The sequence below is a fragment of the Paraburkholderia sp. D1E genome, assembly GCF_052682275.1.
Window position 1 is genome coordinate 4,990,539 of the sequence record NZ_JBQYMB010000001.1, and the last position, 22,977, is coordinate 5,013,515.

At 61.7% G+C, this 22,977-nt stretch carries 20 protein-coding genes; 18 read left to right on the forward strand and 2 right to left on the reverse strand.

Features of this window, described 5'->3' with window-relative positions:
* Positions 1–50 precede the first annotated feature (50 nt).
* On the reverse strand, positions 51–1,220 hold the full coding sequence (locus ACUN0E_RS22365) for a porin (protein WP_445567976.1): 1,170 nt from the start codon (positions 1,218–1,220) through the stop codon (positions 51–53).
* A 302-nt stretch (positions 1,221–1,522) separates the two neighbouring features.
* Between ACUN0E_RS22365 and coq7 the strand changes: the two genes are divergently transcribed.
* From coq7 to lpxC, 18 genes are all read left to right on the forward strand, one after another.
* Positions 1,523–2,155: a 2-polyprenyl-3-methyl-6-methoxy-1,4-benzoquinone monooxygenase gene (gene coq7 / locus ACUN0E_RS22370; protein ID WP_445567977.1), complete on the forward strand. Its 633-nt coding sequence runs from the start codon at positions 1,523–1,525 to the stop codon at positions 2,153–2,155.
* Positions 2,156–2,668: 513 nt separating this feature from the next.
* On the forward strand, positions 2,669–3,097 hold the full coding sequence (mraZ, locus tag ACUN0E_RS22375; RefSeq protein ID WP_006053203.1) for a division/cell wall cluster transcriptional repressor MraZ: 429 nt from the start codon (positions 2,669–2,671) through the stop codon (positions 3,095–3,097).
* Between the two features lie 15 nt (positions 3,098–3,112).
* Positions 3,113–4,066 (forward strand): 16S rRNA (cytosine(1402)-N(4))-methyltransferase RsmH, encoded by a 954-nt coding sequence (gene rsmH / locus ACUN0E_RS22380; RefSeq protein WP_445567978.1) that lies wholly within the window; start codon positions 3,113–3,115, stop codon positions 4,064–4,066.
* Entirely contained in the window at positions 4,063–4,413 is a 351-nt protein-coding gene (ftsL, locus tag ACUN0E_RS22385) for a cell division protein FtsL (protein WP_445567979.1), read from the forward strand. Before rsmH ends, ftsL begins: the two co-directional genes overlap by 4 nt.
* On the forward strand, positions 4,410–6,275 hold the full coding sequence (locus tag ACUN0E_RS22390) for a peptidoglycan D,D-transpeptidase FtsI family protein (protein WP_445567980.1): 1,866 nt from the start codon (positions 4,410–4,412) through the stop codon (positions 6,273–6,275). The genes ftsL and ACUN0E_RS22390 overlap by 4 nt, the downstream gene beginning before the upstream one ends.
* Positions 6,272–7,834, forward strand: a complete 1,563-nt coding sequence (locus ACUN0E_RS22395) for a UDP-N-acetylmuramoyl-L-alanyl-D-glutamate--2,6-diaminopimelate ligase (protein ID WP_445567981.1) — start codon at positions 6,272–6,274, stop codon at positions 7,832–7,834. Before ACUN0E_RS22390 ends, ACUN0E_RS22395 begins: the two co-directional genes overlap by 4 nt.
* On the forward strand, positions 7,831–9,258 hold the full coding sequence (locus ACUN0E_RS22400) for a UDP-N-acetylmuramoyl-tripeptide--D-alanyl-D-alanine ligase (protein WP_445567982.1): 1,428 nt from the start codon (positions 7,831–7,833) through the stop codon (positions 9,256–9,258). Before ACUN0E_RS22395 ends, ACUN0E_RS22400 begins: the two co-directional genes overlap by 4 nt.
* A gap of 17 nt (positions 9,259–9,275) precedes the next feature.
* Complete coding sequence (gene mraY / locus ACUN0E_RS22405) at positions 9,276–10,445, forward strand: phospho-N-acetylmuramoyl-pentapeptide-transferase (protein ID WP_408218445.1); 1,170 nt, start codon at positions 9,276–9,278, stop codon at positions 10,443–10,445.
* Between the two features lie 23 nt (positions 10,446–10,468).
* Entirely contained in the window at positions 10,469–11,983 is a 1,515-nt protein-coding gene (gene murD, locus ACUN0E_RS22410; RefSeq protein WP_445567983.1) for a UDP-N-acetylmuramoyl-L-alanine--D-glutamate ligase, read from the forward strand.
* Complete coding sequence (gene ftsW, locus ACUN0E_RS22415) at positions 11,980–13,248, forward strand: putative lipid II flippase FtsW (RefSeq protein WP_408340985.1); 1,269 nt, start codon at positions 11,980–11,982, stop codon at positions 13,246–13,248. Before murD ends, ftsW begins: the two co-directional genes overlap by 4 nt.
* 246 nt (positions 13,249–13,494) lie before the next feature.
* Positions 13,495–14,613 carry an undecaprenyldiphospho-muramoylpentapeptide beta-N-acetylglucosaminyltransferase gene (murG, locus tag ACUN0E_RS22420; protein ID WP_408393470.1) on the forward strand — a complete coding sequence of 373 codons (1,119 nt, stop codon included), beginning with the start codon at positions 13,495–13,497 and terminating at the stop codon, positions 14,611–14,613.
* Positions 14,610–16,013: a UDP-N-acetylmuramate--L-alanine ligase gene (gene murC, locus ACUN0E_RS22425; RefSeq protein WP_445567984.1), complete on the forward strand. Its 1,404-nt coding sequence runs from the start codon at positions 14,610–14,612 to the stop codon at positions 16,011–16,013. Before murG ends, murC begins: the two co-directional genes overlap by 4 nt.
* Before the next feature lies 1 nt (position 16,014).
* Entirely contained in the window at positions 16,015–16,956 is a 942-nt protein-coding gene (locus ACUN0E_RS22430) for a D-alanine--D-alanine ligase (RefSeq protein WP_445567985.1), read from the forward strand.
* A 35-nt stretch (positions 16,957–16,991) separates the two neighbouring features.
* A complete protein-coding gene (locus ACUN0E_RS22435; RefSeq protein WP_408231181.1) occupies positions 16,992–17,744 on the forward strand; it encodes a cell division protein FtsQ/DivIB in 753 nt (250 codons plus the stop codon).
* Positions 17,745–17,771: 27 nt separating this feature from the next.
* Positions 17,772–19,004 carry a cell division protein FtsA gene (ftsA, locus tag ACUN0E_RS22440; protein ID WP_007180311.1) on the forward strand — a complete coding sequence of 411 codons (1,233 nt, stop codon included), beginning with the start codon at positions 17,772–17,774 and terminating at the stop codon, positions 19,002–19,004.
* 132 nt (positions 19,005–19,136) lie between these two features.
* Positions 19,137–20,333, forward strand: coding sequence for a cell division protein FtsZ (gene ftsZ, locus ACUN0E_RS22445; protein WP_408231184.1), 1,197 nt, complete (start codon positions 19,137–19,139; stop codon positions 20,331–20,333).
* A gap of 250 nt (positions 20,334–20,583) precedes the next feature.
* The gene (locus ACUN0E_RS22450; protein WP_445567986.1) at positions 20,584–21,087 is read left to right on the forward strand and encodes a peroxiredoxin; all 504 of its coding nucleotides are present in this window, start codon (positions 20,584–20,586) and stop codon (positions 21,085–21,087) included.
* A 289-nt stretch (positions 21,088–21,376) separates the two neighbouring features.
* The gene (gene lpxC / locus ACUN0E_RS22455; protein WP_445567987.1) at positions 21,377–22,294 is read left to right on the forward strand and encodes a UDP-3-O-acyl-N-acetylglucosamine deacetylase; all 918 of its coding nucleotides are present in this window, start codon (positions 21,377–21,379) and stop codon (positions 22,292–22,294) included.
* Between the two features lie 80 nt (positions 22,295–22,374).
* Here the strand turns inward: lpxC and ACUN0E_RS22460 are convergent, their stop codons facing one another.
* Positions 22,375–22,860 (reverse strand): DciA family protein, encoded by a 486-nt coding sequence (locus tag ACUN0E_RS22460; protein ID WP_325046550.1) that lies wholly within the window; start codon positions 22,858–22,860, stop codon positions 22,375–22,377.
* Positions 22,861–22,977 lie beyond the last annotated feature (117 nt).

Below are 22,977 nucleotides of genomic sequence, written 5' to 3' on the forward strand. Positions count from 1 at the left end.
AAAAAGGCGCCCGAAGGCGCCTTTGAGGCAGACTGCTTTATTACGACTTATTAGAACTTGTGGCGAATGCCAACGCGAGCTGCGAGCTGGTTCTGGTTCGACGAACCCGACAGACCGTTGATGCCAGCCGTTGCGTCGACCGTAGCGCCCGCTGCATTCAGCGTTTCGCCCAGAGCGTGCTGGTACACACCAATCACATACACGTCGGTACGCTTGGACAGGAAGTAGTCCACGCCAACCGAGCCTTGGTGGTACTGAGCACGCGATGCGCCGTTGATTTCCGCGCCGCGCGTGTAGTCATACGCTGCGCCGACCAGCAATGCCGGGGTCAACTGATACTTGAAGTTGAGTTCGGCGTTGTTGAACGTAGCCGTCTGACCCTTGAACGGCGACGTGAACGAAGCGCCCAGGTTGCCGAAACGGATGTTCGAGTACGTTGCACCGATCGTTGCTGCGCCGAACGTGTATGCGCCGCCTGCACCGATCACCTGGTACGTGTTAGCCGATGCGAAGCCAGCGTAGACCGGCGACGTCACAGCTGCGTTCGCTGCCGTCGTCGTGCCGCCGTTGTTGAACAGGCCACCCGATGCCGACGGCGTGCGCGCGTTCAAGTAGCCGACGCCCAAGACCAACGGACCGTTGTTGTAGCCAGCGCCCAACGACCAGATCTGGTTCGACGTGACGTTGCCAGCAACGCCGCCGAAGCTGTACGTGCCGCCGAACGTCAGGCCGCCGTAGTTTGCGCTCGTGTACTTGACCGTGTTGTTGGTGCGGTACGCGTTGTTGAAGTTGTCGATGTCACCCGGGTGAGCAGCGATGTAGCCGCCCCATTGGTCACCGGCTTCCAGCGGACCGACGTAGTCCACGACGGAGTCGTACTGACGACCCAGCGTGACCGTGCCGAGTTGGCTCGACAGACCGACGTAAGCTTGACGACCGAACATCAGGCCGCCTTGACCCAGCTTGCCGTTGTTCACGTCAAAGCCGTTTTCCAACACGAAGATTGCCTTCAGACCGCCGCCCAGATCTTCCGTGCCGCGCAGGCCGAAACGCGAGCCTTGCATGACGCCGCTGGACAGGTTGTACAGGTGCTTGCCACCCGAGTTGGTGTTGATGTTGAAGCCTTCGTCAATGATACCGTACAGGGTCACGCTGCTCTGAGCATGTGCGACGCCTGCGAATGCGCCCAGTGCTGCGAGAGCGAGAAGCGACTTTTTCATCGAATGATCTCCAAGGATTACGAATCTTTTGTACAAGGCGAATATTTATGTAGCGTTGAGGCCTTGCATGTCCAACTTCGCGAGAAGTTGCACGTAATGTAACAAAAGGCATACATGCCACAAAGAAAAAGGAGACGGCCAGGACGGTTCCTGTTTCGTTTACGCAACATGGTCTAAAATTCAGAATTGGCCGTTGGATTCGCCCGAATTCACGGTTCGCGGAACGCTGGTTTTGCCTTGCAAAGCCTTGCCACGCGGACCTGCCGGCGTGGCGTAGCGGTTGTCGAATCAGGGAGTGCTGAATGTTTCTGGACGAGTTAATTAGCGAGTTTGATCGGGGTTTACGCTCAATGACTGGCGTGTCGCGGATGAGTCGTCCGTTGCCAGTTCCGCAAGAATCGGCGGCGGAGCCCGCCGAGCTCTCCCAGGCGGAACGTGCGCATGCGGCCGGCTTGATGCGTGTGAACCATGTCGGCGAGGTGTGTGCCCAGGCGCTTTACCAGGCTCAGAAACTCGCTACCCGGTCGCCGTCTTTGCGGGCTGTGTTTAATCACGCTGCCATAGAAGAAGAGGATCATCTGGCGTGGACCGCCAAACGCCTCGAGGCGCTCGATTCGCGTCCAAGTCTGTTGAACCCGCTTTGGTATACAGGTGCGTTGGCAATTGGCCTCGCGGCAGGCCGGCTGGGTGATCGGGTAAGTCTGGGCTTTATGGCCGAAACCGAGCGGCAGGTTGAACAGCATCTGGATAGCCATCTGGATCAGTTACCCGCGGCCGACCGCGAGTCACGCGCGATCGTCGAACAGATGCGCGTGGACGAAGCGGAGCACGGTAAATCCGCCATGGACGCAGGCGGCGTCGAGTTGCCGTTTCCTGCGCGCGCGCTCATGCGGGCGGTATCGAAAGTCATGACACGCACTGCCTATTACATATAAGGTCGAGACATCTGCTCACGCACTGTCTGAGTATGGGGCGGCGCTTCGCGCGCCGTCCGCCCGAAATACCCGGAACGCCAGCAAACACCTTCCAATCCTGCTTCACGATCTCTTACATTCCGCGCCTTTCCCTCGCACTTTTCACGTATCACCTTCACAAGTTTCACTAGCTCATTCATTTATAACGGTTTTCCGTTTTATGTCTGACGTGAAGGAGTCGCGCTAAGTCCTTGTTCTAACAAACAAAATTCGCTCGAAAAGCGCGCATCTCCCTTGACCCCTGTTTAGCGTTACTCTAAAGTGGGAGACAGTGTGAGAAAGTGTATTTTTGTGTGATCTCACGGGCAGTTTCGGGTAGATTTTCACGAATCGGGCAGCCGGCGCAAAAACGCCGCGAGCAACCAGGTTGCATGGGACCAGAGTAAGTGCTCTGCATGGGGCCGGAGTAAGCGCTAAAGCGCTTACTCCGATCGACAGCTAAAGCGCCCACTCTGGTCGACAAGGGAGAGTGAAGTGTTCCAAGGGGCGTCGGCGCTGACACTCGATGCGAAAGGGCGGATGTCGATCCCCTCTCGCTATCGGGATGCGCTGCAAACACAGGCAGAGGGCCGGGTGACGATCACCAAGCACCCGGACGGCTGCCTGTTGCTCTTTCCGCGCCCAGAGTGGGAGATCTTCCGCGACAAGGTCGACAAGCTGCCTATGAACGCGGCCTGGTGGAAGCGCATTTTTCTCGGCAACGCCATGGACGTCGATATGGACGGTGCGGGCCGCGTGCTCGTGTCGCCGGAATTACGCGCGGCCGGCTCGCTGGAGAAAGAAGTGACCTTGCTCGGTATGGGTCGTCACTTCGAGTTGTGGGACGCACAAATTTACGCAGCAAAGGAACAGGCAGCGATCGCCGAGGGCATGCCCGAAGCGTTAAAGAATTTCACGTTCTGATCGCGGATTACATATATGGCACCTGCGATGAGAAACGAATTGCAGCATCGCACGGTGCTGCTGGAAGAGGCGGTCGAAGCGCTGGTTACACGCGCCGACGGCGTTTATGTGGACGGTACGTTCGGGCGCGGCGGTCACAGCCGGTTGGTGCTGGAGAAGCTGGGTGAATCGGGGCGGCTGATTGCGTTCGACAAAGACCCGCTCGCCATCGCCACGGCTCAGCAGATTGCCGATCCGCGCTTTGGCATCGTGCACGAGAGTTTTGCTTCACTGCGTGACGCGATTGCGGAGCGCGGAGTAGGGCGGGTGTCGGGCGTTTTATTGGATCTGGGCGTGTCGTCGCCGCAAGTCGACGATCCGGAGCGGGGTTTCAGTTTCCGCGCCGACGGCCCGCTCGACATGCGGATGGACCCGACGCGCGGCGAGTCAGCTGCTGACTGGCTGGCGCGGGTCACGGTGCAGGAACTGACGGAGGTGATACGAGATTATGGGGAAGAACGGTTTGCTTTTCAGATTGCAAAGGCGCTTGTTGCTCGCCGGGCAGAGTCCGACCGTCTTGGGCCTCTCGTCAGCACGGGCGAGCTTGCCCAAATCGTGGCTAACGTCGTCAAAACCCGTGAGAAGGGCAAGGATCCGGCAACCCGCACCTTTCAAGCTATACGGATTCACATCAATCAAGAGCTTGCGGAGCTGCAAGTCGTTTTAGAAGCAGCGTTGTCGCTGTTGGAGCAAGGGGGGCGGCTGGTGGTCATCAGCTTTCATTCGCTCGAGGACCGGATCGTCAAGCGATTCATGCAGGCGCACGCCAGTACGCCTACGGTGGATCGCCGTCTGCCGATTCGCGCAGTCGATCTGCCGAGCCCTCCGCTCAAACTCATCGGCCGCGTGTTCGCCAGCGACGCTGAAGTTGCCGCGAACCCGCGCGCCCGTTCTGCCGTGATGCGTGTGGCGGAGCGGATTGCACCATGAATCGCCTCAATATCTTCCTGCTGATGATCGTGATGGGCTGCGCTTTGTCTGTCGTCAACGCAACCAATCAGCAGCGTCAGATCTTTATCCAGTTGCAGCGCGCTCAATCGCAGGAGCGCCAGCTGCAGCAGGACTATTCACAGCTTCAATATCAGCAGAGCGCGTTGTCGAAGACCTCGCGCATCGAGCAGATCGCCACTGATTCCCTGAAGATGCAAGCGGTCACGACTGGTCGCACTCAGTACCTGACGCTCGACCCGGGCGCCGCCAAGGCTGAGGACGCGCCGATCCCGACGTCCGGCCCGGCCTCGGCACCGGCTGCGACCGGTCGCGGAGGCGTGCGATGAAAAAATCGTCGACTCGCAAAAGCGTCGCCTTTTCGGCGAACCCGATCCTGTCGGTGCGCCTGCCCATGTGGCGGTCGAAACTTGTCGTGTTCATGCTGTTCATGGCGTTTGTCGCGCTGACCGCGCGCGCCTTCTGGATTCAGGGGCCCGGAAACGCCTTCTATCAGAAGCAGGGTGAGATCCGTTACCAGCGTCGCCTCGAATTGCCGGCCACGCGCGGCAAGATTCTCGACCGCAACGGTCTCGTGCTCGCCACGAGTCTGCCGGTGCGCGCTATTTGGGCGATTCCTGACTCGGTGCCGGACGACCTTGGCGCCGACAAGCTGAACCAGCTCGGCAAGCTGCTCGGCATGACGAACAAGGAGTTGCGCACCAAGCTCTCGGAAGACAAGAACTTCGTCTACGTGAAGCGCCAGGTGCCGGTCGACGTCGCCGCGAAAGTCACCGCGCTGGACATCCCCGGCATTTATGCGCGCGACGAGTACAAGCGCTTTTATCCGGAAGGCGAGATCACGGCTCACCTGATCGGCTTCACCAATGTGGAAGACGAAGGCCAGGAAGGCGTCGAACTCGGCGACCAGAAGTTGCTGGCCGGCATGTCGGGCAGCCGCCGCGTCATTAAAGACCGCATGGGCCACATCATCGAAGATGTGGACGAGCAAGTCGTACCGCACAACGGGCAGGACGTCGATCTCTCGATCGACAGCAAGATACAGTACATCGCTTATACGAACCTGAAAGCGGCCGTCGAGAAGTTCAAGGCGAAGGCCGGTGCGGCGATGGTGATCGACGTGCGGACCGGCGAGGTGCTGGCGCTGGTTAACTACCCGACGTACAACCCGAACGACCGTTCGCACCTTACGGGCGATCAGCTGCGCAACCGCATCTTGACGGACACCTTCGAGCCGGGTTCGATCATGAAACCGTTCACGATCTCGCTGGCACTCGACTTGCACCGCGTGACGCCGACTACACTGGTAGATACGGGGCCGGGCCGCTTTGTGCTCGACGGTGCGCCGATTACCGACGACAGCGCGTTCGGCGTGCTGACGGTGGGCGGCGTGATCCAGAAGTCGAGCAACATCGGCGCGACGAAGATCGCCATGCAGCTCAAGCCCGAAGAGATGTGGAACATGTACACCAGCATCGGTCTCGGCCAGGCGCCGAAGGTCGGCTTCCCAGGCGCGGCGGCGGGCCGTCTGCGTCCATGGAAGAGCTGGCGCCGTATCGAGCAGGCGACCATGTCGTACGGCTACGGCTTGTCGGTGTCGCTGTTCCAGTTGGGCCGCGCATACACCGCGATCGCGCATGACGGCGAGATCATGCCGGTGTCGATTTTCCGTACGCCTAGCGATCAGCCGGCAACCGGGCCGCAAATTTTCGCGCCCACCACGGCTCGCGAAGTGCGTGCAATGCTCGAAACCGTCACGGCGCCGGGCGGCACGTCGCCGGATGCGGCCGTGCCGGGCTATCGCGTCGGCGGCAAGAGCGGTACCGCCTACAAACACGGCGCTCACGGCTACGACCACTCCAAATACCGCGCTTCGTTCGTCGGCATGGCGCCAATGCCGAATCCCCGCATCGTCGTCGCCGTGTCGGTCGACGAACCGACGGCGGGCAGCCACTTTGGCGGTCAGGTGTCGGGTCCGGTGTTCTCGGCGATCGTCGGCGATACGCTGCGCTCGCTGAATGTGCCGCCGGACATGCCGGTCAAACAGATGGTCGTGTCGGACGATTCGGCGCCTGCCGCGCCGAGTGCACCCGCCTCGCCTGGGGCGGTCAAGAAACTGTCCACCAGCAGTGGCGCAAAAAAGATGACGATCTCCGCCAATGCGAGAAGCCATCCCGGAGTTGTGCGATGAGCGCGCTGCGTAAGAAGCATCCAGCGCACCGGCAGATCGCCGCCGCACTCAACTGGCTGCACGCTCGCGTGCAGCCAGGCGCGCATCTGCACGCCGACACGCGCTCGATCGCTGCCGGAGACGCGTTCTTCGCCTATGCGGTCGACGGTGCGGACAACCGCCCGTTCATTAACAGCGCGATCGAACGTGGCGCAGCAGCCGTACTCGTCCAGCCCGAAGGCTTTAGCGACGCGATCGATTCGTCCACGACGCTGGCCGTGCCGGCGTTGAACGAACTCGCGGGGTCGATTGCGAGCGCCTGGTATAACGATCCGAGCGACGGCATGCTGGTGGTCGGCATCACCGGCACCAACGGCAAGACGTCGTGTAGCCAATGGATTTCCGGGGCGCTAACCGCGCTTGGCAAACGTTGCGCGATCATTGGTACGCTCGGCACCGGTCTGCCGGGTCAACTCGTACACACCGGTTTCACGACGCCTGACGCGCCGCAGTTGCAACGCAGTCTCGCGCAGTTGCGCGACGCGGGTGCTCAGGCCGTGGCAATGGAAGTGTCGTCGCACGCGTTGCATCAGGGCCGCGTGAACGGCACGGCGTTCGACATCGCCGTGTTCACGAATCTTACCCAGGACCATCTCGACTATCACGGCACGTTCGAAGCGTACGAAACCGCCAAGGCGCGGCTGTTTGCCTGGCCGGAACTGCGCGCGGCGGTGATCAATCGCGACGATGCTGCTGGTCGCCGTCTGCTTGCCAGCACACAAGGCCGCACCCGTACGATCGCGTACGGTCTCGACGAGACGCTGAAAGACGCGTCGGGCGCCGATGCGCCGCAAGCCGATGCCTTGCTGCTCGCGTCGAATGTACGCGCAACCGCGACTGGCACCGCGTTTCATCTGACCACATCAGCTTGGGGCAACGCCGAAGTCGAAGTGCAAACGCTCGGCGCATTCAACGTCAGCAATCTGCTCGGCGTACTTGGCGCATTGCTCGCCGCCGACGTGCCGTTCGACGCGGCGCTCGCCGAACTCGCAAAGCTCGAACCGGTCAACGGCCGCATGCAACGTCTCGGCGGCCGGTTGCAAAACGACGAGCCGCTCGTCGTGATCGATTACGCGCACACGCCGGACGCGCTGGAAAAGACACTCGAAGCCCTGCGCCCGATGGCGGCTGCACGAGGCGGCGAACTGATCTGTATGTTCGGCTGCGGAGGTGACCGCGACGCGACCAAGCGTCCGCTGATGGGCGCGATCGCCGAGAGGATCGCTGACGGTGTGGTCGTGACCAGCGACAACCCGCGCAGCGAAGATCCGCAGTCGATCATCGAGCAGATCGCCGTAGGCATGAAAGACGCGTCGAAGGCGCGCCGCATCGAGGACCGCGCGAGCGCGATCCTGCAAGCGATCCGCAGCGCCGCACGCGAAGACGTCATCGTGCTGGCCGGCAAAGGGCATGAGGCAACACAGGAAATCATGGGTAAGAAGCGCGCTTTCTCCGATCAGGACCACGCTCGCCTCGCGCTCGCCGCGCGGGCGACGCACGCACGCGGAGGTGGCGAATGACCCTGCGAGATGTCGCGATGTTCTCGCTGCGTGAAGCCGCGGCGCTGATTCCCGGCGCAACCGTGCTGGGTGACGAAAGCGTCACGTTCGAACGCGTTTCGACTGATAGCCGTAGCGCCGGCCCAGGCGATCTGTTCGTTGCGGTCAAGGGCGACCGTTTCGACGCGCACGACTTCCTGCCGGAAGTCGCGTCGCGCAACGTCACGGCTGCGCTGGTGACGCGCACGCCAGGTGACTGGCACGTGCCCGCGTTGCGTGTGGCCGATACGCGTGTCGCGCTCGGCGCACTCGCACGCGGCTGGCGTCGCAAGTTCAGCATGCCGCTCGTCGCCGTGACGGGCAGCAATGGCAAGACGACGGTCAAGGAAATGATCGCGTCGATCTTCGCCGCCGCGGTCGGCGCGGACGCACGCCTCGCGACTGCCGGCAACTTCAATAACGATATCGGCTTGCCGCTCACGCTGTTCCGTCTGCACGCCGCGCATCAACTGGCGGTGGTCGAACTCGGCATGAACCATCCGGGTGAAACCTCGTTGCTCGCAAAGATCGCCGAGCCGACGGTCGCGGTGGTGAACAACGCGCAGCGCGAGCATCAGGAATTCATGGCGACGGTCGAAGCCGTCGCGCTCGAGCATGCGAGCGTGATTCACGCACTCACGCCGGAAGGTATCGCCGTGTTCCCGGCCGACGATGCATACGCGAGCATCTGGCGCGTCGCGGCAACGGGCAGCCGCATCATCGACTTTGCTTTGAACGACGCTGAGCGCATGACCGAAGCCGCGGTAACCGGCACGTTCGCGGACAACATACTGAGCATCGACACGCCGGAAGGCCACGTCGACGTCACGCTGCAAGTGCTCGGTAACCACAACGCGCACAACGCGTTGACCGCGACTTCGGCCGCGCTCGCCGCAGGCGTTCCGCTCGACGCGATCAGGCGCGGTCTCGAATCGTTCGGTGCAGTGAAAGGCCGCTTGCAGGTGAAGCACGCCGCGCTCGGCACGCTCGCTGGCGCCACCGTGATCGACGATACCTACAACGCGAATCCCGACTCGATGCGCGCAGCGATCGACGTGCTCGCGTCGTGCGAGTCCCCGCGCGTGCTGGTGATGGGCGACATGGGCGAAGTCGGAGACAACGGCCCGGCGTTTCACCGCGAAATCGGTGCCTACGCTAAAGAACGCGGCATCGACGCGCTGTACGCCATGGGCGACGCCTCGCGCGACGCCTGCACCGCGTATGGCGCGGACGCGCATCACGTTGCCGATGTCGGCACGCTGATCGCGCAATTGCAGCAGGCGGGTTTCGGCTCTGCTGCAACGCTTCTCGTGAAAGGCTCGCGCTTCATGCAAATGGAGCGCGTGGTGGACGCCGTAACGAGTCCACAACCGAACGCAGCGGGCAACACGCCCGCTGCACATTGAAATAGAAGGACCGAAGCATGCTACTGGCGCTGGCGCAATGGCTGCAGAATGACGCAAGCTTCTTGCGCGTGTTCAGTTATCTGACTTTCCGTGCAGTGATGGCCACCATTACCGCGCTGCTGATTGGGCTTGTCTGCGGCCCGGCGGTGATCCGCAAGCTGACCGCGATGAAGGTCGGTCAGGCCGTTCGTAAAGACGGTCCGCAAACGCACCTCGTCAAATCCGGTACACCGACGATGGGCGGCGTGCTGATTCTGCTCGGCATCGCCGTGTCGACGTTGCTGTGGGCCGATCTGACCAATCGTTTCATCTGGATCGTGATGCTCGTCACGTTTGGTTTCGGTGTGATCGGCTGGGTCGACGATTACCGCAAGGTGGTCTACAAGGACCCGCGCGGGATGTCGTCGCGTGAAAAGTATTTCTGGCAGTCGGTGATCGGCCTGTTCGCGGCGGTGTATCTCGCGTTCAGCGTGTCCGAGGCGAGCAACGTGCGCGTGTTCGATCTGTTCATGGCGTGGGTGCGCAGCGGCTTGTCGATGGGCTTGCCGGCGCGGGCCGACCTGATGCTGCCGTTCGTCAAATCGATCAGCTATCCGCTCGGCGTGTGGGGTTTCATCGTGCTGACGTATCTGGTGATCGTGGGTTCGAGCAACGCGGTGAATCTCACCGACGGTCTCGACGGCCTCGTGATCATGCCGGTCGTGCTGGTCGGCGCATCGCTCGGGGTGTTCGCTTATGTGATGGGTAGTTCGGTCTATTCGAAATACCTCTTGTTTCCGCATATCGCCGGGGCGGGTGAGTTGCTGATCTTCTGTTCGGCGATGGGTGGAGCGGGGCTCGCATTCCTCTGGTTCAACACGCACCCGGCACAGATGTTCATGGGCGACGTCGGCGCATTGGCGCTAGGTGGCGCGCTCGGCACGGTCGCGGTGATCGTGCGTCAGGAAATCGTGCTCTTCATCATGGGCGGCATTTTCGTCGCGGAGACGCTCTCCGTGATGCTGCAGGTTACGTGGTTCAAGTTCACCAAGCGTCGCTTCGGCGAAGGGCGGCGTCTCTTCAAGATGGCGCCGCTGCATCACCATTTTGAATTGTCGGGCTGGAAGGAAACGCAGGTGGTGGTGCGTTTCTGGATCATCACGTTGATGTTGTGCCTGTTCGGTTTGTCCACGCTCAAGTTGCGTTAAGTCGTATTTAGGGGAAGCAGGCGATGTTTGGCGAGAAGTTTCGGGATCGGCAAAAGCCGATGGTGCTCGTGCTGGGACTCGGTGAATCCGGTCTCGCGATGGCGCGCTGGTGCGCGCGGCACGGCTGTCGGCTGCGTGTGGCCGATACGCGCGAGGTACCGCCGAACCTGTCCGCTATGGAAGCGCATGGCGTCGATGCCGAGTTCGTCGGCGGCCCGTTTTCGCCGGTGCTGCTCGAGGGTGTCGAACTCGTGGCGATCAGCCCGGGTTTGTCGCCGCTCGCCGCCGACTTGCTGCCGTTGATCTCGGCGGCGCGTGAGCGGGACATCCCGGTGTGGGGCGAACTCGAATTCTTCGCGCAAGCGTTGAAGACGCTTGGCGAAAGCGGCTATGCGCCGAAGGTGATCGCGATCACCGGCACCAACGGCAAGACCACAACGACGAGCCTGACTGGCTTGCTGTGCGAACGCGCCGGCAAGAAGGTCGCGGTGGCGGGCAATATCAGCCCGGCCGCGCTGGACAAGCTCAGCGAAGCGATCGACAACACAGCCTTGCCTGACGTGTGGGTACTGGAGTTGTCGAGCTTCCAGCTGGAAACCGCCCATACGTTTACGCCGGACGCAGCGGTCGTACTGAACATCACCCAGGATCACCTGGACTGGCACGGCGGCCTCGATGCGTACGCCGCCGCGAAGGGCCGTATCTTCGGTACACAGACCGTGCGTGTACTGAACCGCGACGACTCGCGCGTGATGGCGCTTGCTCCTTCCGCGGGCAGCGAGGCGACGATGATCACGTTCGGCGTGACCGAGCCGAAGAACGATGGTGACTACGGTCTGCTGCGCGACAACGGCATGGTCTGGCTGGTGGAAGCACACGATCGTGACGTGAGTGACGAACCTGCGCCGACGCGCCGTCGCAAGAGCGAAGTGGCGGCACCGAAGAACATCGCACTCAAACGTCTGATGCCGGCGGACGCGCTGCGTATTCGCGGCCTGCACAACGCCGCAAACGCATTGGCCGCCTATGCATTGGCGCGCGCGGTCGGTCTGCCTGGCGCGCCGCTCCTGCACGGCTTGCGTGAATACCGTGGCGAGCCGCATCGCGTGGAATTGATCGCGTCGATCGAAGGCGTCGATTACGTCGACGACAGCAAGGGCACCAACGTCGGCGCGACGGTTGCCGCGCTCGACGGTCTCGCGCAACGCGCGGTGCTGATCGTTGGTGGCGACGGCAAGGGTCAGGATTTCGAACCGCTCTCCACGCCTGTGATGCGCTGGTGCCGCGCCGTGATGTTGATTGGCCGTGACGCACCGCAGATTCGCGCCGCGCTGGAAGACAGCGGCATCGCAATGACCGATCACGCGACGCTCGAAGAAGCGACGCGGGCCGCCACCGCATTGGCGCAACCCGGGGACGTCGTGCTGCTGTCGCCGGCTTGCGCGAGCTTCGACATGTTCAAGGGTTACGCACATCGTGCGGCGGTGTTTCGCAGCACGGTGGAAGACATCGCGGCCGAACGGGGGACGATGATATGAGCTGGTCGGAACGCTTCGGTTCGCGCCTTGCCGGCAATGGCGATACAGCTAGCGCGGGCCGCACCTCCAGCCGCACTGGCGGGAGTGGTCTCGCGAGCGCCGTGAACGGCGTGCGTCCACTGCGCTCGCGGATGCTCGACTACGATCACTCGCTGCTGTGGGTGGTCGTGGCGCTGCTTGGCCTTGGCGTCGTGATGGTGTATTCGGCGTCGATCGCGATGCCCGATTCGCCGAAGTACGCGTCGTACCGCGATTACGCATTTCTGGTGCGCCAGCTCATTTTCGTGGTGATGGGCTCGGTAATCGGCGTCGTATCGTTCCGCATCCCGATCTCGACGTGGGATAAGTACGCGCCAAAGCTCTTCCTGCTTTCGCTGCTCGCGCTGGTGATCGTGCTGATCCCGCACGTCGGTAAGGGTGTGAACGGCGCGCGTCGCTGGATTCCTCTCGGCATTACGAATATGCAGCCGTCGGAAATCATGAAGCTCGCCGTGACGATTTACGCGGCCAACTACACGGTGCGCAAACAGGAATACATGCAGAGCTTCGCCAAGGGCTTTCTGCCGATGGCGGTTGCAGTGGGTCTCGTCGGCGCGTTGTTGCTGCTCGAGCCGGACATGGGCGCGTTCATGGTGATCGCCGCGATCGCGATGGGCGTGCTGTTCCTCGGAGGCGTGAATGGCAAGCTGTTCGGCGGCCTTGTGGCCACTGCGGTCGGTACGTTCAGCTTGCTGGTGTGGGCGTCCCCGTGGCGTCGTGAGCGGATCTTCGCTTACCTCGATCCGTGGGACGACCGTTACGCGCAGGGCAAGGCCTATCAATTGACGCACTCGCTGATCGCTTTCGGGCGCGGCGAGTGGTTTGGCGTGGGCTTGGGCGGTAGTGTCGAGAAGCTCAACTATCTGCCCGAAGCGCATACCGACTTTATCCTCGCGGTGATCGGCGAGGAACTCGGTTTTGTCGGCGTGCTCGTCGTGATCCTGATGTTCTACTGGATCGTGCGCCGCTCGTTTGAGATCGGCCGCCAGGCACTCGCGCTCGACCGCACGTTCGCGGGGCTGGTGGCGAAGGGCATCGGCATCTGGTTCGGCGCGCAGACCTTTATCAACATGGGTGTGAACCTCGGCCTGCTACCGACCAAGGGCCTTACGTTGCCGCTCGTCAGCTACGGCGGGTCGGGCATCTTGCTGAACTGCGTCGCGATAGCCGTGCTGATGCGTGTCGACTATGAAAATCGTGTGCTGATGCGTGGGGGGAAGGTATGACCCCCATGCAGCAGCGCACGATTTCGGCGGAGGCTAACTTCGTGCGCAAAGCGCGCGAAGTTAAGCGAAGCGGCCGGAGCCAAAACGAATTCCTTTTTTTGCTGATGCGTGGGGGGAAGGTATGACCCCCATGCAGCAGCGCACGATTTCGGCGGAGGCTAACTTCGTGCGCAAAGCGCGCGAAGTTAAGCGAAGCGGCCGGAGCCAAAACGAGTTCTTTTTCTTGCTGATGCGTGGGGGGAAGGTATGACCGCTCTTCCGCAACGCACGCTGATGGTGATGGCCGGTGGCACCGGGGGACATGTGTTCCCGGGGCTCGCGGTCGCGCACCTGATGCAGGCGTGGGGCTGGAAGGTCGTATGGCTTGGCAACCCCGCGGGCATGGAAGCCACGCTAGTGCCGAAACACGGCATCCCGATGGAATACGTGCGCTTTGGCGGACTGCGCGGCAAAGGCCTGAAGACCAAGCTGATGTTGCCGCTGAATCTGCTGCGCGCCTGCTCGCAGAGTCTGAGCGTGTTGCGTCGCGTGAAGCCGGACGTCGTGCTCGGCATGGGCGGCTACATCACGTTCCCGGCAGGTTTGATGACTGCGTTAAGCGGCCGTCCGCTGGTGCTGCATGAACAGAATTCGATCGCGGGTCTCGCGAACAAGGTGCTTGCGAAAGTCGCCAAACGCGTGCTGGTGGCATTTCCGAATGCGCTGCCGCACGGCGAATGGACCGGAAACCCGATTCGCGCGGAACTTGCGCGCGCAATTGCACCCAAAGCACGCTACGCGCAGCGCAGCGGTCCACTGAATGTGCTGGTGGTGGGCGGCAGTCTGGGCGCGGCGGCGTTGAATGAAGTGGTGCCGCGCGCGGTTGCGCTGCTGGCGCCGAATGAACGTCCGCGCATCGTGCATCAGGCGGGCGCGAAGCATATTGACGCGCTGCGTGAGAACTACGCGGCAGCGGGTCTGCAGGCTGGTGCCGATGTAGAACTCGTACCCTTCATCGACGACATGACGAGCGCGTATGCAAATGCGGATCTGGTGATCTGCCGTTCGGGCGCGATGACGGTGTCGGAAATTTCAGCAGTAGGGGTGGCGGCGTTTTTTGTGCCGTTCCCATTTGCAGTAGACGATCACCAAACCACTAATGCAGCGTTCCTCGCCGATAACGGCGCGGCGCTGGTCGTGCAGCAACGCGATCTGTCGGCGGAAAAGCTCGCCGACTGGTTGCGCAGCCAGACGCGAGAGACGCTCGCGGAAATGGCGGAGCGTTCGCGCTCGCTCGCGAAACCCGACGCCACGGAACAGGTCGCACAGATTTGCGCGACAGTGGCGGGTTCGATTTCGGGCGCGAGCCCAGAAGGAAAGCAATGAAACACATCGTCAAACATATTCACTTTGTCGGCATCGGCGGTGTCGGCATGAGCGGCATCGCGGAGGTGCTGGTCAACCTCGGCTATCAGGTGAGCGGTTCGGATCTTACGAGCAACGCGATCACCGATCGCCTCGCCGCACTCGGCGCGCGGATCGCGATCGGTCACGCGGCGGAGAACATCGAAGGCGCCAACGCCGTGGTCGTTTCCACAGCGGTGCGCAGCGACAACCCGGAAGTGCTGGCCGCGCGTCATCGCCGCATTCCGATCGTGCCGCGCGCGGTGATGCTCGCGGAACTGATGCGCCTGAAGCAGGGCATCGCGATTGCCGGCACGCACGGCAAGACCACAACCACGTCGCTGGTGGCGAGCGTGCTGGCGGCGGGCGGCCTGGATCCGACGTTTGTGATTGGCGGCCGTCTGATCAGCGCGGGCGCGAATGCGCGTCTGGGTACGGGCGACTTCATCGTTGCTGAAGCGGATGAGTCGGATGCGTCGTTCCTGAATCTGTTCCCGGTGATCGAGGTCATCACGAACATCGACGCCGATCACATGGACACCTACGGTCACGACTTCGCGCGGCTCAAGCAGGCGTTCATTGAATTCACGCACCGTCTGCCGTTCTATGGGATCGCGGTGCTGTGTGTCGACGATCCGAACGTGAAGGAGATTCTGCCGTTCGTGTCGAAGCCGATCATCCGCTACGGTTTTGCTCCGGACGCGCAAGTGCGCGCGGTCAATGTAGAAGCACACAACGGCAAGATGCATTTCACGGCAATGCGCGAAGACGCGGCGCCGATCGACATCGTCCTGAACCTGCCGGGCGAGCACAACGTGCAGAACGCTTTGGCCGCAATCGCAATTGCGACTGAACTTGAAGTGAAAGATGCCGATATCCAGCGAGCACTCGCGGATTTCAACGGCGTGGGACGGCGCTTCCAGCGTTACGGTGAAGTGCCGGTCGTGTCGGAAGGCAAACCTGCCGGCGCGTACACGCTGGTCGACGACTACGGTCATCACCCGGTTGAAATGGCGGCTACGGTAGCGGCGGCGCGCGGTGCGTTTCCGGGGCGGCGTCTGGTGCTGGCATTCCAGCCGCACCGCTTCACGCGCACGCGCGATTGCTTCGAAGATTTTGTGAAGGTGCTGTCGACCGTCGACGCTCTTGTGCTGACCGAAGTCTATTCGGCCGGTGAAGCGCCGATCGTCGCCGCGGACGGCCGCGCCCTGGCACGCGCACTGCGCGTGGGGGGCAAGGTCGAACCGGTGTTTGTCGATACGGTGGATGAAGTGCCGGACGCGCTCTCAGCATTGGTGCGCGACGGCGACGTGGTGATCACGATGGGCGCGGGTTCGATCGGCGGTGTGCCGGGTCGCCTGGCGCAAGAAACGAAGGTGTGAGATGAGCAGCATCGACCCTAAACAATTCGGCAAAGTGGCAGTGCTGCTCGGTGGTGTATCTGCCGAGCGCGAAGTGTCGCTTACGTCCGGCCGCCTGGTGCTGCAAGCGCTGCGCGATGCCGGTATCGACGCCCATCCTTTCGACCCGTCCGAGCGTCCGCTCGCCGAGCTGAAGGCAGAAGGTTTCGACCGTGCGTTCATTGCACTGCATGGCGGCTATGGCGAGAACGGCCAGATTCAGGGCGCGCTCGATTTTTACGGCATCAAGTACAACGGCAGCGGCGTGCTCGGCTCGGCGCTCGGTCTGGACAAGTTCCGCACCAAGCTCGTGTGGCAGCAACTCGGCATTCCGACGCCGCCGTTCGAGGCCGTGCTGCGCGGCGACGACTACGAAGCACGCGCGAAAGACATCGTCGCGAAGCTCGGCTTGCCGTTGTTCGTGAAGCCAGCGAGCGAAGGCTCGAGCGTCGCGGTGATCAAGGTGAAAAGTGCCGACGCATTGCCAGCAGCGCTGATCGAAGCGGTCAAGTACGACAAGATCGTCGTGGTCGAAAAGAGCATTGAAGGCGGCGGCGAGTACACCGCGTGTATCGCCGGCGATCTCGATCTGCCGGTGATCCGCATCGTGCCGGCCGGCGAGTTCTACGACTACCACGCTAAGTACATCGCTAACGACACGCAGTACCTGATTCCATGCGGTCTGGCAGCCGACGAAGAGGCGCGTCTGAAAGTGCTGGCGCGCCGTTCGTTCGACGTACTCGGCTGCACCGATTGGGGCCGTGCCGATTTCATGCTGGATGCGGACGGCAATCCGTATTTCCTGGAAGTGAACACGGCGCCTGGCATGACCGATCACTCGCTGCCGCCGAAAGCGGCGCGTGCGGTGGGCATCAGCTATCAGGAACTGGTTGTCAGCGTGTTGGCGCTGACGCTTAAGGACTAACCAAGGACTAAGCGGGGCAACCCGAAAGCAACACCATGTGGAACAACGTTCGCCAGCTCAATCTCGCCGCCAACGCATTGCATGCGTTGCTGGTGCTCGTGCTGCTGGCGGCAGGCGGTTACTGGCTGATCCAGCGTCCGAATTTCGCGTTGCGCGAAATCCAGATCGACGGCGACACGGAGCACATCAATTCGCCGACGGTGCGCGCCGGTGTAGTAGGGCGGTTGAAAGGCAACTTTTTTACGGTGGATCTCGATGTCGCGCGGCAGGCGTTCGAGCAGATGCCGTGGGTGCGTCACGCGAGCGTGCGGCGAGTCTGGCCGAATGCGCTGGCTGTCACGCTCGAGGAGTACAAACCGCTTGGAACGTGGGGCAGCGATCAACTGGTGAGCGTGGACGGCGAACTGTTCACCGCGAACCAGGGTGAGCTCGAAGAAGAGCTGCCCGCGTTCGACGGCCCGGACGGTACGGCAAAAGAAGTCGTCGCGCGTTATAGCGATTTCAAGAAGTGGTTTGCGCCGTTAGGCGCGACGCCGGATGAAGTCACGCTGTCGCCGCGTTACGCGTGGACGGTGAAGCTGTCGAACGGAATGCAGGTGGAACTTGGGCGCGAACGCAATCAGGACACGTTGCTGGATCGCAGCAAGCGCCTGACCGCGGCGTGGAACGCGGTGACGCAACGTTGGGGGAAGGATATTGAGTATGCGGACTTGCGCTATCCGAACGGTTTCGCGATTCGTGCCGCTGGCATGCGCTTCATCAGCGAACCCGACAAGGGCAAGAAGTAAACGGACATCACACGCAATGAGCACGCTATGAGTAAAGACTATAAAGATCTGCTGGTCGCCCTCGACATTGGGACGTCGAAGGTAGTGGCTATCGTCGCCGAATTGAAGGGCGAGGGTCACTACGAGGTGATCGGCCTCGGCCAGAGCGAATCGAAGGGGCTCAAGAAAGGCGTGGTGGTGAACATCGAAGCCACCGTGCAGTCCATTCAGCGCGCGCTTGAAGAAGCCGAACTGATGGCCGACTGCAAGATTACGAACGTGTTTACCGGGATCGCCGGCAGCCATATCCGCAGCTTCAATTCGAGCGGCATGGTGGCGATCAAGGAGAAGGAAGTCACGCAGACCGACGTCGCGCGCGTGATCGAGACGGCGAAGGCGATCAACATCCCGACCGATCAGCAGGTGCTGCACATCCTGACGCAGGAATTCATCATCGACGGTCAGGAAGATGTGCGCGAGCCGATCGGTATGAGCGGCATCCGGCTGGAAGTGAAGGTGCATATCGTCACCGGCGCGGTGAGCGCGGCGCAGAACATCGTCAAGTGCGTGCGCCGTTGCGGGCTAGAGGTCAACGATCTGATCCTGCAGCCGCTCGCTTCGTCGCTGGCGGTGCTGACAGAAGATGAAAAAGAACTTGGCGTGGTGCTGGTCGATATCGGCGGCGGCACGACTGATATTGCGATTTTCAGCGAAGGCGCGATTCGTCACACGGCGGTGATTCCGATCGCCGGCGACCAGATCACGAGCGACATCGCGATGGCATTGCGTACGCCGACGCCGGACGCGGAAGACATCAAGGTCGACTACGGCATTGCGAAGCAGGCCTTGGCCGACCCGGACGAAATGATCGAAGTGCCGGGTCTCGGCGAGCGCGGTCCGCGCACGCTGTCGCGCCAGGCGCTGGCGGCGGTGGTCGAGCCGCGTGTCGAAGAACTGTTTTCGCTCGTGCAGCAAGTCGTGCGCGAGTCGGGTTACGAGGAATTGCTGAGCTCCGGCGTGGTGCTGACTGGCGGCGCGTCGATGATGCTCGGCATGGTCGAACTCGGCGAGGACATTTTCCTGAAGCCGGTGCGCATTGGTGTGCCGGAATACGCGGGCGGTCTCGCTGACGTAGTGCGGAACCCGCGCTACTCGACGGCGATGGGTCTGCTCGTCGAAGGGCGCTCGCAACGGATGCGCGGGCGCAAGGTCGCAGTGCAGTCGGGGTCGATGGGTCAGGTCTTCACGCGAATGAAAGACTGGTTCCTCGGCAACTTCTGACGAATTCGAGTTTTGAACGGTTTGACGTAAACACGCGCTGGTGCCGGCGGCTGGCGCGCGACAGGGGGTTGCCCGATCTCCTGCCGAATAACGGCCGAAGTGGCTGCAATTTTTTATCTTGACGGAGGCAACATGGAATTCCAGATGCTGGAAACCGAAACGAACGGCACCATCATCAAGGTGATCGGAGTAGGTGGCGCTGGCGGCAATGCCGTTCAGCACATGATCAACAAAGGCGTGCAAGGCGTCGACTTCATCGTGATGAACACGGACGCGCAGGCTCTGTCGCGTTCGCGCGCTTCCGCGGTGATCCAGCTCGGCAACACGGGTCTGGGCGCTGGTGCCAAGCCGGAAATGGGCCGCGCCGCTGCAGAAGAAGCACGTGAGCGCATCGCAGACGCACTGCGCGGCGCCCACATGGTGTTCATCACCGCAGGCATGGGTGGCGGCACGGGTACGGGTGCAGCACCGGTGGTCGCACAGATCGCCAAGGAAATGGGTATCTTGACTGTTGGCGTGGTCAGCAAGCCGTTCGAATTCGAAGGCGGCAAGCGCATGCGTGTGGCAGAAGCGGGTTCGCAGCAACTGGAGGATCACGTCGACTCGCTGATCGTCGTTCTGAACGACAAGCTGTTCGAGGTGATGGGCGATGACGCCGAGATGGACAAGTGCTTCCAGTGCGCAGACGACGTTCTGAACAACGCAGTTGCCGGTATCGCGGAAATAATCAACGTTGATGGTCTGGTGAACGTCGACTTCGAAGACGTGAAGACGGTAATGGGCGAGCAGGGCAAGGCGATGATGGGCACGGCGACGGTTGCCGGTGTCGATCGCGCACGTCTGGCTGCTGAGCAGGCTGTGGCCAGCCCGCTGCTGGAAGGGGTGGATCTGTCGGGCGCGCGTGGCGTGCTGGTCAACATCACGTCGAGCCGTTCGCTGCGTCTGTCGGAAACGCGCGAAGTGATGAACACCATCAAGAGCTATGCTGCAGAAGACGCAACCGTGATCTTCGGCGCGGTGTACGACGATGCAATGGGCGATGCACTGCGTGTGACGGTCGTGGCAACGGGTCTGGGCCGTGCGGCGAAGAAGCAGCAATCGGCACCGATGACGCTGCTGCGCACCGGCACGGACAATCAGCCGATCAGCACGCATGCTGCCTACACACCGTCGTCGTCGCATGCAAGCACGGCCGATTACGGCGCGCTGGACACGCCGGCTGTGTGGCGCACGTCGCGCGATACGGCGGCTTCGCACGTGCAGGCGCTGCAGGAAAAGGGCGTCGATACGTACGACATTCCGGCGTTCCTGCGCAAGCAGGCGGACTGAACGCACGAGCAGGCTTTCGTTGCCGCGTTGTTTTTAGCAGCGCTGGCGGACGAATGCACGAGCGTGGCGGGTGAACGGCAAACACGCCGCGTATCGTCTGATTCGCGGCAAGGACAAGTGCCCTCTTCGGATTCGCGAAGCGGATGGGGCGACTGTCGCCGGATGGCGGAGTCTGTAGTTAGGCAGACGCTGAATTCACTGCGACACGACAACGTGCGAGCGTGCTTCGCATCGATGCAAAGGACTGAGCATGATTCAGACAGGTGAAAAGCTGCCCGACGCGACGCTCTTCGAATTCGTCGAAGACGCGCGAGCGGGCTGCACGCTGGGGCCTAACAGCTTCAACGTGCACGAGCAGACGGCGGGCAAGCGCGTGGTGATCTTCGGGTTGCCGGGCGCGTTCACGCCCACCTGTTCGGCCAAACATGTACCGGGTTACGTCGAGCACGCCGAGCAGTTGCGCGCTCTTGGCGTCGACGAGATCTGGTGCGTGTCCGTCAACGACGCGTTCGTAATGGGCGCGTGGGGACGCGATCAGCACGCCTCGGGCAAGGTGCGCATGATGGCGGACGGCAGTGCGGCTTTCACGCGGGCGCTCGGTCTTGAGCAGGATTTGTCGGCGCGCGGCATGGGAATCCGTTCCCAGCGCTACGCAATGGTTGTCGACGACGGCGTGGTCAAGACGTTGGACGTCGAGGCTGCCGGCAAATTCGAAGTGAGCGATGCAGGGAGTATTCTCGCCACGTTGAGCTAGTTACGATTGCGTTAGATTGCTTCGCCTCGAGCCTGCGCGGTTACCGCGTTGTATCAGGGCAACGGCGCTTAAGACGCTTTTGTGACAGGCCGTTACGCGGGCCGATGACCGGAAACGCCTCCGTTCCGGACATCGGCCCGTCACGCTTTCCCTGACGGGCGCCCATTGGGTAATGCAGCGAAACAGATTGATACGTTCCGCGCAAAGACGCTCCTAGGGTATTGGAGTATACTTCGCGCTATGGAATAAAAAGTCCCGATTGGGATTTTCAATCGAACAGAAGATCACCATGTTGAAGCAGCGCACTATCAAATCAATCGTCAAGACAGTCGGCATCGGCCTGCACTCCGGCCGCAAAGTCGACCTGACGCTCCGCCCGGCGGCGGCGGACACTGGCATCGTGTTTTCGCGCGTGGATTTGGCCACGCCGGTGGACATTCCCGCGTCGGCGTTGGCGATTGGCGATACACGTCTGGCTTCCGTATTGCAGAAAGACGGCGCGCGCGTGTCGACCATCGAGCATTTGATGTCCGCATGCGCAGGCCTCGGCATCGATAATCTTTATATCGACGTTACCGCTGAAGAAATTCCGATCATGGACGGCAGTGCAGGTTCGTTCGTGTTTCTGATTCAGTCGGCCGGTATTGAAGAGCAGAACGCGCCGAAGAAATTCATCAAGGTCACCAAGCCTGTGGAAATTCGCGACGGCGATAAGTTCGCGCGTCTCGATCCGTATTTCGGTTTCAAGCTCAAATTCACCATCGATTTCCGTCACCCGGCTGTGGATAAAACCGGTCAGGCGCTGGAAGTGGATTTTGCCCATACGTCGTATGTGCGGGACATCGCTCGTGCGCGTACGTTTGGTTTTGCGCATGAAGTAGAAATGATGCGCGAACTCGGTTTGGCACGCGGCGGCAGCATGGATAACGCCATCGTGCTGGACGAATACCGCATTCTGAACAACGACGGGCTTCGTTACGACGACGAATTCGTGAAGCATAAGATGCTCGACGCGATCGGCGATCTGTATGTGATCGGTCATCCGTTGCTGGCTTCGTACACGGCGTACAAGTCGGGCCACGGGTTGAACAACGCACTGCTGCGCGAACTTCTGGCGCACGAGGATTCGTACGAAATCGTCACGTTTGACGACACGCAGAAGGCGCCGCGCGGCTTCGCGTACGAAACGCAGACGGCGTTTGCGTAATCTGAATAGCGGCTTCGGATGAAATTTCCGAAGCGAATGGATGAAAAATAAGCGGCCCATCAGGGCCGCTTATTTTTTGTTCAGCGATTTCTCCGATGCCGCGCAGCCATTTTGGCCAACGCTTCCTGCAGCGGCGAAGGCGCGAGCGATTCGGAGAGCGCTTGCAGCGCATCCGCGCCGACCGGCGTCATGCGCGCCTGCTTGACCGGCGGCGGCTCCTTCAAAGGCTGTGGCCGCACACGAATCCGCAACGCATTGACCGGCCAGCCGCGCTGCTGCAGGTCCGATAGGAGCCTTGGCTCGATCTGGCGCAGGCGCGCTGCCAGTGCGTTGTGCGCGGCAAACAGGGCTAGCACGCCTTCCTTGATGAAGCTCGGTTCGACGCTCGTGGCCAGATAATCCGGCAACAGCTCGCGCAGATCCTTTTCCAGCGCAGCAATCTGCTCGACGCCCGCGCGCAGTGCCACGAACGCGTCGGTGCGATTCAGCACTTCGGCGACGGGCTGCGGGCGGCGCGCTTTGAACTGCTTGGGCGGCGGCCTTGAAAAGGACGGAAAACGGCTCATGTTTAGTCGTGACGGCGTGTTCGCACCCTATGCGCGTTCACGCCGCGATTGTACCGCGCGGGATGCACGCGGACCCGCCTCAATGCGACCCGTTGGAGGTCGCTGCGGCGGGCTTTC